The following is an 11,811-nucleotide window of genomic DNA, read 5'->3' on the forward strand; positions in this document are numbered from 1 at the left end:
GTGTCCGGTCCGCGTGCGGTCCCTCCGCCGCCCCGCGGGAGAAGGAGAAGGGGCGTATCCGGTGGCCGGATACGCCCCTTCTCCACGCCGTAGCGCCCGCGTACTACGCGCCGCGCAGCACCGCGCCCGTGCGCTCGGTGGCCAGGGCCACCGCGCTGTCGCGCGCGGCCGAGGCCTCCTCGACGGTCAGCGTGCGGTCGGCGGTGCGGAAGCGCAACGCGTACGCCAGGGACTTGTTGCCCTCGCCGATCTGCTCGCCGGTGAAGACGTCGAACAGCCGCAGCGACTCGAGGAGTTCACCAGCACCCTCGCGCAGCGCCCGCTCCACGTCGGCGGCCGGGACGTCCCCGGCGACGACGAGGGCGACGTCCTGGGTGGCCACCGGGAAGGTGGAGATCCGGGGCGCCTGGAGCACTCCGTCCACGGCCTGCTCCAGGACGTCGAGCTCGACCTCCGCCGCGCAGGTCCGCTCGGGCAGGTGGAGCGCCTTGGTGACGCGCGGGTGGAGTTCGCCCGCGTGGCCGAAAAGGGTCTCCTCGCCGTTCACCGTGACGTACAGCGCGGCGCAGCGGCCCGGGTGCCACGGGGCGTGGCGGTCGGCGCGGACGGTGACCTCGACACCGGCCTCCGCGGCGATCGAGCGGGCCGCCTCGACGGCGTCCGCCCAGGTGGCCGGGGTGCCCTTGCCCCACCAGCCGGCCTGCTCGCGGGCGCCCGCCAGGACGACGGCGGCGCGGCGCGGCTGGTGCGGCAGGGCCGCGTCGAGCCCGGCGATCTCCTCGTCGGTGGGGCGGCGGTCGACGGGCAGCCGGACGGCGGGCGTCTCCTCACCCGTCGGCCGGAAGACCAGGCCGGTCTCGAAGAGCGCCAGGTCGTGGCTGCCGCGGGCGTCGTTGCGCCGCAGCGCCCCGAGCAGGCCCGGCAGCAGCGTGGTGCGCAGCGCCGGCTCCTCGTCGGAGAGCGGGTTGACGAGCTTGACCGTACGGCGGCGCTCGTCGTCCTTGTCCAGGCCGAGCTGGTCCAGGACCGCTTCCCCGATGAACGGGTAGCTCAGCGCTTCGACGTAACCCGCTCCGGCCAGCAGTCGGCCGATGCGGCGGTGCAGCCGCTGGCGGTCGGTGAGACCGCGGCCGGAGGGGGGCGTCGGCAGGGTGGAGGGCAGGTTCTCGTAGCCCTCCAGACGGATGACCTCTTCGGCCAGGTCGTTCGGCTCGTTCAGGTCGGGCCGCCAGGACGGGACGGTGACGATCAGCTCGTCCTGCCCGTAGACGTCGCAGCCGACCTCCTGGAGGCGGCGGACGACGATCTCGCGGCCGTACTCCACACCGGCCACCTTGTCCGGGTGGTCGGCGGGCATCGCGATGGTGCGCGGGGCGGAGGGCGCGGTGATCTCGGTGACCCCGGCCTCGGCGGTGCCGCCCGCGAGGAGGACCAGCAGGTCGACCGTGCGCTGCGCGGCAGCGGCGGCGGCCTGCGGGTCGACGCCGCGCTCGAAGCGCTTGGACGCCTCGGAGGACAGCTTGTGGCGGCGCGCGGTGCGGGCGATCGAGATCGCGTCGAAGTGCGCGGCCTCGACGACCACCTCGGTGGTGAGGGCACTCTCGCCGTCCACGTCGGCGATCTCGGTGTTGGCGCCGCCCATGACGCCCGCGAGGCCGATGGGCCCGCGGTTGTCGGTGATGACCAGGTCCTCGGCGTCCAGCACGCGGACGGTGCCGTCCAGCGTGGTCAGCTTCTCGCCCTGGGTGGCGCGGCGTACGCCGATCGGACCCTCGACCCGGGTGCGGTCGTAGGCGTGCAGCGGCTGGCCGAGCTCCAGCATCACGTAGTTGGTGACGTCGACGGCCAGCGAGATCGGCCGCATCCCGGCCTTCTGGAGGCGGCGCTGCAACCAGATCGGGGAGCGGGCCTCGGGCTGGAGACCGGTGACGACGCGCGCGGTGAAGCGGTCGCAGCGGACCGGGTCGGAGATCTGGACCGGGTAGCCGTACGCGTTGGGCGCGGGCACGTCCAGGAGCGCCGGGTCACGCAGCGGCAGCCCGTACGCGATGGCGGTCTCGCGGGCGACACCGCGCATCGAGAGGCAGTAGCCCCGGTCCGGGGTGACGGCGATGTCGAGGACCTCGTCGACGAGCTGGAGCAGCTCGATCGCGTCGGTGCCGGCCTCGTGCTCCGGCGGCAGCACGATGATGCCGTGCGTTCCGTCGTCGCCCATGCCGAGCTCGTCGGTGGAGCAGATCATGCCGTGCGAGGTCCTGCCGTACGTCTTGCGGGCGGCGATCGCGAAGTCGCCGGGCAGGACCGCGCCCGGGAGGACCACGACGACCTTGTCGCCGACCGAGAAGTTACGGGCGCCGCAGACGATCTCCTGCGGTTCGCCGGTGCCGTTGGCGGAGCCGACGTCGACCGTGCAGAAGCGGATGGGCTTCTTGAACCCCTCCAGCTCCTCGATGGTCAGGACCTTGCCGACGACCAGGGGGCCCTTGAGGCCCGCGCCGATCTGCTCGACGGTCTCGACCTCCAGGCCGACGGAGACGAGTTTGGCCTGTACGTCACGGCCGGTCTCCGTCGCCGGCAGGTCGACGTACTCCCGCAGCCAGGAAAGCGGGACGCGCATCAGATCTCCATCCCGAACGGCCGGGTGAACCGGACGTCGCCCTCGACCATGTCTCGCATGTCTTCGACGTTGTGGCGGAACATCAGCATCCGTTCGATGCCGAACCCGAAGGCGAATCCGCTGTACTTCTGGGGGTCGACACCGCAGGCGGTGAGCACCTTGGGGTTGACCATGCCGCAGCCGCCGAGCTCGATCCAGCCCTCGCTGCCGCAGGTGCGGCAGGGGCGGTCCGGGTTGCCGACGGACTCGCCGCGGCAGACGTAGCAGACCATGTCCATCTCGGCGGACGGCTCGGTGAACGGGAAGAAGTTCGGCCGCAGCCGGGTCTTCATGTCCGGCCCGAAGAGCGCCTGGACCATGTGGTCCAGGGTGCCCTTGAGGTCGGCCATGGTGAGGCCCTCATCGACGGCGAGCAGCTCGATCTGGTGGAAGACCGGGGTGTGCGTGGCATCCAGCTCGTCGGTGCGGTAGACCCGGCCGGGGCAGACCACGTAGACGGGCGGCTTGCGCTCCAGGAGCGAGCGGGCCTGGACGGGCGAGGTGTGCGTACGCAGCACGACGCCGGACTCGTCGCCCAGGGTGACCTTGCCGTCGGGCGTGGTGCCCTGGACGAAGAAGGTGTCCTGCATCTGGCGGGCCGGATGGTCGGGCACGAAGTTCAGGGCGTCGAAGTTGAACCACTCCGCCTCGACCTCGGGGCCCTCGGCGATCTCGTAGCCCATGGCCACGAAGACGTCCGCGACGCGCTCCATGATGGTCGTCAGCGGGTGGCGGGCGCCGGCCGGGACGCGGTCGTAGGGCAGCGTGACGTCCACGGCCTCCTCGACGAGCACCCGGGCGTCGCGCTCGGCCTCCAGCTCGGCCTGGCGTGCGGCCAGTGCCTTGGAGACGGCGCCGCGGGCCTGGCCCACGCGCTTGCCCGCCTCGGCCTTGGCCTGCGGGGGCAGGGCGCCGATCTCGCGGTTGGCGAGCGACAGGGGCGAGGTACCTCCGGTGTGCGCGGTCTTCGCCTGGGCGAGCGCGTCGAGGTCGCCGGCGGCGGCGAAGGCGGCGAACGCCTCGTCCCGCAGGCGCTCGATCTCTTCCGGTTTCAGTGCCTCGACCTCGACTGGGTCGTACGACTTGTTCGGTGCCGACATCTCTTCCCGTGCTTCCGATTGGCTGGTGGCGCGACCCCGCTCGACGACTGGAGGACGCAAGGGTGCCAAAGGTCGAGTCTAAAGGCCGCAGGACGGTCGGGGCGCCCGTGGGCGCCTCAGCCCTCCCGTCGCCCACCACCACCCTGCCTGATTGCCGCGCAAACCCCTCTACTTCAGATAGGCGGGCGCGCTCACGGGCAGGATAAATCGGAACTCGGCCCCGCCGCCGGGCCCCCGGTCGACGGTGATGGTGCCGCCGTGCGCCTCGACGATGCCCTTGACGATGTAGAGGCCGAGGCCGGTGCCGCCGCGCTTGCTCCCCCGCCAGAAGCGGGTGAAGACACGGCCCATCGACTCCTCGGGGATGCCAGGGCCTTCGTCGCTCACGGTGACAGCCGTTCCCATCTCGTCGCACGCACCCGGCGCGGGCGCGGGGGCGATGTCCATGGTGACGGTTCCCTCGCCGTGGCGCACCGCGTTTTCCAGGAGGTTCCCGAGGACCTGGTCGATCTTGTCGGGGTCGGCCCACAGGTCGGGCAGCGGTCCCCGGGCGCGGACCCGGAAGCGGTCGGGGGCCTGGCCGCCCGTGATGAGGGCCTGGATGTGGCGGGCGACGGCGGCGGAGATGTCGACGGGCTGGCGGCGCAGCTCCAGGCGGCCGGAGTCGATCCGGGAGATGTCGAGCAGCTCGGCGATGAGCCGGGTGACCCGGCCCGCGTCGGCGTCGACGGTCTCCAGCATCAGCCGCTTCTGGTCGTCGGTGAACCGCTCCCATTTGGCGAGGAGGGTGGCGGTGAACCCTTTGACGGAGGTCAGCGGGGAGCGCAGCTCGTGGGCGACGGTGGCGATCAGCTCGGCGTGGCTGCGCTCGGTACGCCGACGGGCCTCGGTGCCGCGCAGGGAGACCACGACCCGGCGCACCGGCCCGGTCGGCCGCTCGCGCACGTACCGGGCGGAGACCAGCACCTCGCGGCCACCGGGCAGCAGCAGGTTGCGCTCGGGCTGGCCGCCCCGGGTGGCGAGGCCGCCGTAGGGGTCGGTCAGCGCCCACCAGCGCTTGCCCTTGAGGTCCTCCAGCGGGAGGGCCACCTCCAGGGGGCGGCCGATCGCCAGGGCGCGGGGGGTGGCGGTGATGCGGGCGGCGGCGGCGTTGAAGCAGACGACGCGGCCGCTCGCGTCGGCGACGACGAGCCCGTCGGGCAGGTCGTCGGGGTCGATGCCGGGGGCGTCAGCGCTCCCGGCAGCGGTGTGCGCCGGTTGCGGTGAGCTCATACCGACAGCCATATTCCCGTATCCCCACCTCTCGAACCGGTGCAGTGGGCCCCCGAGTTCGTCACCCTACTAGCCGTCGGCGAACCGGCGACACCCTATGGGGGCGCGCGGTGGGAGTGCGCCGGTGGACACCGTACGGAAATGGCCGGGACCGTTCGGTGACGAACCGCCCCACCGGCGCCGCGTCACGCGTCGGGGGTGCGGCGCGGGCGCTGGGCGCGGGCGGAGGCGTAGAGGCAGACGGCGGCGGCGGTGGCCAGGTTGAGGCTCTCCGCCCTGCCGTGGATGGGGACGCGGACGACGGCGTCGGCGAGCGCGCGGGTCTCCTCGGGAAGCCCCCAGGCCTCGTTGCCGAAGACCCAGGCGGTCGGGGTGCCCATCGTGCCGGCGTCCAGCTCGTCGTCCAGGTCGTCGGCCCCGGCCCCGTCGGCGGCGAGGATGCGCACCCCGGCGTCCCGGAGCCCCCGCACGGCCTGCTCGACGGGGACGCCGACGGCGACGGGCAGGTGGAAGAGCGAACCGACCGACGCCCGTACGGACTTGGGGTTGTACAGGTCCACCGAGGCGTCGGTCAGCACCACGGCGTCGGCGCCGGCCGCGTCGGCGCAGCGCAGTACCGTACCGGCGTTCCCGGGGTCGCGGACGTTGGCCAGAACGGCCACCAGGGTGGGCTCGGCGTCCAGGATCTCCTGGAACGGGGAGTCCAGGAAGCGGCAGACGCCGATCAGGCCCTGCGGGGTGACGGTCTGGGAGACGTCGGCGAGGACGTCGTCGCCGGCCAGGTGGACCCGGGCCCCGGCGGCGTGCGCGGCGTCGATGATGTCGGCGTACCGGTCGGCGGCCTCGGGGGTGGCGAAGAGTTCGAGGAGGGTCGGCTCGCCGTCCCCGCCCCGGTGGGCGGCCGCCTCGCGCACGGCCTGGGGGCCCTCGGCGATGAACCTGCGCTCCTTGCCGCGGAAGTTGCGGCGGGCCAGCCGGCGGGCGGCGGCGACGCGCGGCGAGCGCGGGGAGATCAGTTCGGGGGTGCCCATGGTCGGCGGCGAGCCTCTCTGGTGACGGCGGTGGGATGTCAGCGGCAACGCACCGGACCCGCAGACGGCGTGCGCCTGCGGGTCCGGTTCACGTACCTGGAAGGTGCGCCTGGCTCAGGCGGCCTTCGGGGCGTTGACGTCGCTCGGGAGGGCCTTCTGAGCGACCTCGACGAGAGCGGCGAACGCGCCTGCGTCGTTGACCGCGAGCTCGGCCAGGATCTTGCGGTCCACCTCGATGTTGGCGGCCTTCAGACCCTGGATGAGGCGGTTGTACGTCATGCCGTTCTGGCGGGCAGCGGCGTTGATGCGCTGGATCCACAGCTGACGGAAGTCGCCCTTGCGCTTCTTGCGGTCGTTGTAGTTGTAGACCAGGGAGTGGGTGACCTGCTCCTTGGCCTTGCGGTACAGGCGCGAGCGCTGACCGCGGTAGCCGCTGGCGGCCTCGAGGATCGCCCGGCGCTTCTTGTGGGCGTTGACTGCCCGCTTGACGCGTGCCACTTGTTAACTCCTTGTAGCGGGGCCGTGGGTGTCTTCACACGGCCCGGAAACGAATTGGTCCCGGTGTGATCGAGGTCGTGCCCCCGGAGCAGGTCCGGGGGCCGAGCCTCACTTGCCGAGAAGCTTCTTGATCTTCTTGGCGTCGGCCGGAGCCACGACGACCGTGCCGGTCAGCGAGCGGGTCTTCTTGGACGACTTGTGCTCGAGCAGGTGGCGCTTGCCGGCCCTCTCTCGGAGCACCTTGCCGGAGCCGGTGATCTTGAAGCGCTTGCTGGCACCGCTGTGCGTCTTGTTCTTCGGCATCGCGCCGTTCTCTCCTCGTCAGTGGCGCCCCTCACGGTGCGGGGCACCGGACTGCAGGGGCGTCAGATCTCTATGGGGTTCCGGGGGGACCCGGGGGCGCCTGGATGGCAGCCCCCGAAGGTCACGACTCGGAAGGTGTGTCGGCCGGAGCCTCGGCCGCTGCGGCCGGGGCCTCAGCGGTGTCACCCTCGGACGGGGCGTCGGTCGTGCCCTGACGCTCCGCCTTGCGGGCGGCCTGGGCCTCACGGGCTTCGGCCATGGCTTCGGTCTTCTTCTTGTGCGGGCCCAGAACCATGATCATGTTCCGGCCGTCCTGCTTCGGGTTGGACTCGATGAAGCCCAGGTCCTCCACGTCCGAAGCGAGACGCTGGAGCAGTCGGAAGCCCAGCTCCGGGCGGGACTGCTCACGACCACGGAACATGATCGTGATCTTGACCTTGTCGCCCTGCTTGAGGAACCGGACGACGTGACCCTTCTTGGTGTCATAGTCGTGCGGGTCGATCTTCGGCCGGAGCTTCATCTCCTTGATGACCGTGTGCGCCTGGTTCTTGCGCGCCTCACGGGCCTTCATGGCCGACTCGTACTTGAACTTCCCGTAGTCCATGAGCTTGCACACGGGCGGACGGGCTGTCGCCGCCACCTCGACCAGGTCGAGGTCATACTCCTGTGCGAGTTCCAGGGCCTTGGCAAGCGGAACAATCCCGACCTGCTCGCCACTGGGACCGACAAGTCGGACCTCGGGAACGCGAATCCGGTCGTTGATGCGGGGCTCGGCGCTGATGGATCCTCCTCGGTAGCACCACGCGACCGCCTGGCGGACAGCCGCGTAACGTCTGTAACGTCAAGACCAACCGAGCCGGAAGCACAAAAATGCCCCGGACGGGACACAGGCGGGGCTCCTGGAACTACCGGAACACCGTCGCGGTCAACCGCGGGGCGCATCGGGCGGCTCCATCGTCCGTACGGAACGATGGGGGCCGCCTGACCGGTGACCCGCCGTCCGGTGAGGACGGCCAGGTGGGAGATCGGAGCCTCCACTTGTGGGCCGAGCACATAGGTGTCCGGCCGGTCGTTACACAAGGTTAGCAGCCCGGTCGCGGGGGCGCTAATCGCGCGTCCGCGGGACTCCCGGGGGCGGGGCCGTCCCCGCCTGGCCTTATCGTGTGGGCATGAGCGACGCGACCCCCACCAGCAGTGAGAACCCCGCCTTCGACGACATGGCCCGCGACATCGCGGAGGTCCCCGCCGTCGAGGTGATCGTGACGGTCGCCGTCAATCTGATGAGCGCCGCCGCGGTGAAGCTCGGCCTCACCGAGGAGGGCGAGGAGCACAAGGACCTCGACGAGGCCCGCAAGCTGGTCCACGCCCTGGCCGGACTGCTGGACGCGAGCACCACGGAGATCAGCACCTTCCACGCCTCGCCGCTGCGCGACGGCCTGAAGTCCCTCCAGCTCGCCTTCCGCGAGGCCTCGCTGGTGCCGGACGAGCCCGGCCAGGGCCCCGGCGAGAAGTACACGGGCCCGGTCTACGGCTAGCCGCGCCCGCCCGGACGTACGAGAGCCCGCCACCCCCTCCGTCGGGGCGGCGGGCTCTCGCGTGCTGTCGGGGCGGCCGGCTCTCGCGGATACGCGCGCTCAGCGGCTGAACAGGGGCTCACCCGGCGCGGTCGCTCCGGCCGGCAGCAGCGCCAGGTCCAGTCCGCCGACCAGCCGGGCCCTCAGCGCCTCGCTGCCGGAGAGCGCCTCGGCCACCCGGCGGGCCGCCTCGGCCGGGGCCGCGTCCGGGGCGAGGACCAGGGCGAGGGTGCCGTCCGCCCGGCCGGGGCCGAGGTGGGCGCGGAGCACCGCCGGTTCGGCGGCGACGACCTCCCGTACGGCCTCGATCACCGCGGGGTCCTGGAGCGGGTCGGTGCTGGTGCGGTTCTCGGCCAGGGCCAGGAGGGTTCGGCCGCTCAGCTCGAAGGCGACGGGCCCGGCGAGGTCCAGCACCACGGTGTCGGCCTTCTCGTGCGCGGCGGCCTGGAGGGCCTGGTGCAGCGGTACGGCGACGGGTCGTGCCTCGGGGTCCCAGCGGGTCAGCGAGTCGGTCGAGGTGAAGGCGGGCAGCGCGCGCCGGTCGCCCGCCTGGAGGGTGGGGACGGCCATGTCGCTGGTCTTCTCGCGCCGCAGCCCCCTCTCGTCCTCCTCCACCTCGCCGAGGACGGCGACGACGGGGACCAGGAGCCGGGCGTCGCGGAGCGCCGCCAGGACCGGGCCGACGGCGCTCCGGTCCCGTGACCAGGCGTCGAGCGCGCTGGTCAGGGCGGGAGAGGCCGAGCCGTCGTCGTCGGAGAAACCGGAGTCCGGGATGTTCTTGAGCGCCACGGGACGAGGGTAGTGCCTGGGCGCCGAGGCCCCGGCCGCCGGGTGGGTGGAGGGCCATGCGCTGGATGGAGTGTCAGCGGCGGCCGGGGGTGTCGCGGCCCCGCCACAGGACGACCGCCGCCGCCAGCAGGGCCGCGCCGAGGCCGCCCGCGAGCGGGGCGGCCCAGTTGACCGGGTCGTCACCGGTGGGCTGCGGGGTGGGGCCGGGACCGAAGTACTTCGTGCGGTGGCCCGCCGTGGCTGCCCGGGCGCTCATGTCGCCGGGGCGCAGCCGGGAGCCCGCCTCGACGGCCTCCGCCGGGTCGACGATGCCGTAGCCGCGGGCGTCGTCGCGGCCCTCGGCGGGGGCGTCGCGGGCGGTGTCCGCGAGGAGCTTCTTGATCTGGGCGGGGTCGAGCCCGGGGTGGGCCGCGCGGACCAGGGCGACGGCGCCGGAGACGAAGGCGGCGGCCGCCGACGTACCCCACTCGATGTAGTAGTGGCCGTCCGGGTTGGCGACGACGATGTCGACGCCGGGCGCGCTGACGGTGGCGTACCAGCGGCGGGTGGAGAAGGAGGCGTGCGTGCCGTACTCGTCGACGGCGGCGACCGCGATCACGCCGGGGTAGGCGGCCGGGTAGGAGATCCGGTCCCCCTTCTCGCCGCCGTTGCCCGCCGAGGCGACCACGGAGATGCCCTTGGACAGGGCGTACTGGATGGCGGAGTCCTCGCCCGGGTCCGGGTGGGCGGACTCGCTGTCGTCGCCCAGGGAGAGGTTGATGACGTCGGCGCCGTTGTCGGCGGCCCAGCGGATGCCGTCGGCGAGCGCGGTGCCACGGGTCTTGCGGGCCTTGGCGCGGACCGGGTCCTTGGACTCCAGGATCACCCGGACGGGGAGGATCCGGGCCTCGGGCGCGATGCCGAGGAGGCCGTCGGCGCGGCCCGGGCCGCTGCCGTGTCCGGCGATGATCCCGGCCATCGCGGTGCCGTGCAGGGCCCAGGAGGAGTCGCCCCGCGTGGCGCCGAAGCCGATGAGGTCCTTGCCGGGGAGCACCTGGCCCGTGAGGTCGGGGTGAGCGCCGTCGACCCCGGTGTCCAGGACCGCGACGGTGACGCCCCGGCCCTGGGTGGTCTGCCAGGCGCGCTCGGTGTGCATCGCCGTCAGGGCCCACTGCTGATCGCGGATGGCGTCGGCGTGGGCGGGGGCCGCGGAGGTGAGCGAGAGGACGGCGGCGGCGCAGACCGAGGCGAGGGCGCGGTGGGGTCGGCGTCGGGTCATGCGGGCGGCTCCACGAGATCGGTGACGGCTCGGCGCAGCCCTCGCTCCACCCGGTCGGCGATGCCCTTCGCCTCGTGGCCCAGCCCGGCCTGGGCGATGTCCGTGGTGGCGGGCGTCTGCATCGCGGCGTCGGCGGGCTGCGGCTCGTCGACGGTGCGCGCGTCGGCGAAGCCGGAGACGGCGAAGACGACGACCGGGATCTCGGTGAGCGGGCGGACGGTCCAGCTGGCGCGCTGCCGGTCGCCGAAGCCGGCGGCGACGGTGCCCTCGGGGGCGTACGTACGCGGCATCAGGTCCGTGCGCGCGGCGAGCCTCTGTTCGGTGAACCGGGTGCTCAGGGCCCGCATCCCCGCGGCGTCGGCCTCGGTGACGACCATGCCGACGGTGGTGACGGCGGAGCGGGTGGCGTCGGTGTACGTGGCCCGCACCATCCGCTCGCAGCCGACGGATCGGAGGGTGGTGTGCAGCAGCGGGTCGAGCCCCCGGGAGCAGTCGCCGTCCGGGGCGACGGAGAGCCGGGTCCAGGTGCGGTCCGTACGGCCGGGTCCGGCGCCGGTGCCCTTGAGCGTGCGCGGGAAGAGGGTGTCGACGGGGACGCTGTGCCAGACGGTACGGCCGGTGGTGTACGGGGCCCGGGCGGGTTCGGCGGACGAGTCACCGGTCAGCCAGGCACCGGTGACCGCGCCGCCGATCAGCCCGAGTCCGAGGACGACGCAGGCGGCGGCCGTCGCGGTCCGCCCCCGCCGCCGGGGCGGGATGGGGCGCAGCCGCGTGGTGGTCTCCACCGGGGTTTCGGGGTAGCCGTAGCGGGCCGGTACGCGGTACGCGCCCGGGGGCGGCGGGACGGCCCCCGGCGCCGGGTTCGGGGCAACGGCTCCCACCGGCCTGGGCCGGGTGGTGAAGGCGAGGGGCGGCGGAGAGCCGGGGTGCGGGTAGGTCCCTCGGGCCGTGGGGGTTGCCGTGTTCGGCGGCACGGCAGGGGCGGGCGCTGCCTGAGGCGGCTGCGGGGCCCTCGGGGGCAGCGGTGCGGGTGGGGCCGGCGGGGCGTGCGGGGCCCTCGGGGGCGGCGGTACGGGTGGGGCCGGCGGGGCGTGCGGGGGCCGTGGGGCGCCCGTACCGCGAGGCGGCTGCGCCGTCGGCGGAGGTACCGGGACCGGTGGTGTCGTCGGGCGGGGCGGCACAGGAGCGCGCTGCGCTTCGGTACTCATCCGTCCCCCTGGTTCACGTCCCCGTAGCGACCACGGATCACCGCCACCGCCAGGCGCGTCGGTGCTCGCGTGCCGGTCACTCTACGGGCTGCGGGCGGACGACGGGGAACGGGACGCCCGGC

11 protein-coding genes are annotated in these 11,811 nt (G+C 73.3%); 1 reads left to right on the plus strand and 10 read right to left on the minus strand.

The window, feature by feature from the left end; genetic code table 11:
- Positions 1-103: 103 nt before the first annotated feature.
- From pheT to infC, 7 genes are all read right to left on the minus strand, one after another.
- Positions 104-2,617 (minus strand): phenylalanine--tRNA ligase subunit beta, encoded by a 2,514-nt coding sequence (gene pheT, locus ACIQAK_RS15645; protein WP_366389799.1) that lies wholly within the window; start codon positions 2,615-2,617, stop codon positions 104-106.
- Positions 2,617-3,756, minus strand: a complete 1,140-nt coding sequence (gene pheS / locus ACIQAK_RS15650; protein ID WP_366389798.1) for a phenylalanine--tRNA ligase subunit alpha — start codon at positions 3,754-3,756, stop codon at positions 2,617-2,619. The genes pheT and pheS overlap by 1 nt, the downstream gene beginning before the upstream one ends.
- A 168-nt stretch (positions 3,757-3,924) precedes the next feature.
- Positions 3,925-5,040, minus strand: coding sequence for an ATP-binding protein (locus tag ACIQAK_RS15655; protein WP_366389797.1), 1,116 nt, complete (start codon positions 5,038-5,040; stop codon positions 3,925-3,927).
- A gap of 173 nt (positions 5,041-5,213) precedes the next feature.
- Positions 5,214-6,059, minus strand: coding sequence for an RNA methyltransferase (locus ACIQAK_RS15660; RefSeq protein WP_366389796.1), 846 nt, complete (start codon positions 6,057-6,059; stop codon positions 5,214-5,216).
- Positions 6,060-6,173: 114 nt separating this feature from the next.
- Complete coding sequence (gene rplT, locus ACIQAK_RS15665) at positions 6,174-6,557, minus strand: 50S ribosomal protein L20 (RefSeq protein ID WP_030114092.1); 384 nt, start codon at positions 6,555-6,557, stop codon at positions 6,174-6,176.
- A 108-nt stretch (positions 6,558-6,665) separates the two neighbouring features.
- Positions 6,666-6,860, minus strand: a complete 195-nt coding sequence (gene rpmI / locus ACIQAK_RS15670) for a 50S ribosomal protein L35 (RefSeq protein WP_003970213.1) — start codon at positions 6,858-6,860, stop codon at positions 6,666-6,668.
- Between the two features lie 121 nt (positions 6,861-6,981).
- The gene (infC, locus tag ACIQAK_RS15675) at positions 6,982-7,641 is read right to left on the minus strand and encodes a translation initiation factor IF-3 (protein WP_366389896.1); all 660 of its coding nucleotides are present in this window, start codon (positions 7,639-7,641) and stop codon (positions 6,982-6,984) included.
- Between the two features lie 388 nt (positions 7,642-8,029).
- Between infC and ACIQAK_RS15680 the strand changes: the two genes are divergently transcribed.
- Positions 8,030-8,395: a DUF1844 domain-containing protein gene (locus ACIQAK_RS15680; RefSeq protein ID WP_366389795.1), complete on the plus strand. Its 366-nt coding sequence runs from the start codon at positions 8,030-8,032 to the stop codon at positions 8,393-8,395.
- Positions 8,396-8,494: 99 nt separating this feature from the next.
- Here ACIQAK_RS15680 and ACIQAK_RS15685 read toward each other — a convergent pair whose 3' ends face one another.
- From ACIQAK_RS15685 to ACIQAK_RS15695, 3 genes are all read right to left on the minus strand, one after another.
- Positions 8,495-9,223, minus strand: coding sequence for an SseB family protein (locus ACIQAK_RS15685; RefSeq protein WP_366389794.1), 729 nt, complete (start codon positions 9,221-9,223; stop codon positions 8,495-8,497).
- 73 nt (positions 9,224-9,296) lie between these two features.
- Entirely contained in the window at positions 9,297-10,481 is a 1,185-nt protein-coding gene (mycP, locus tag ACIQAK_RS15690; protein ID WP_366389793.1) for a type VII secretion-associated serine protease mycosin, read from the minus strand.
- Entirely contained in the window at positions 10,478-11,362 is an 885-nt protein-coding gene (locus tag ACIQAK_RS15695; protein WP_366389792.1) for a hypothetical protein, read from the minus strand. Before ACIQAK_RS15695 ends, mycP begins: the two co-directional genes overlap by 4 nt.
- Positions 11,363-11,811: the final 449 nt, after the last annotated feature.

Origin of the sequence: Streptomyces sp. NPDC088706 (assembly GCF_044752765.1) — a bacterium.
Lineage (GTDB): Bacteria > Actinomycetota > Actinomycetes > Streptomycetales > Streptomycetaceae > Streptomyces.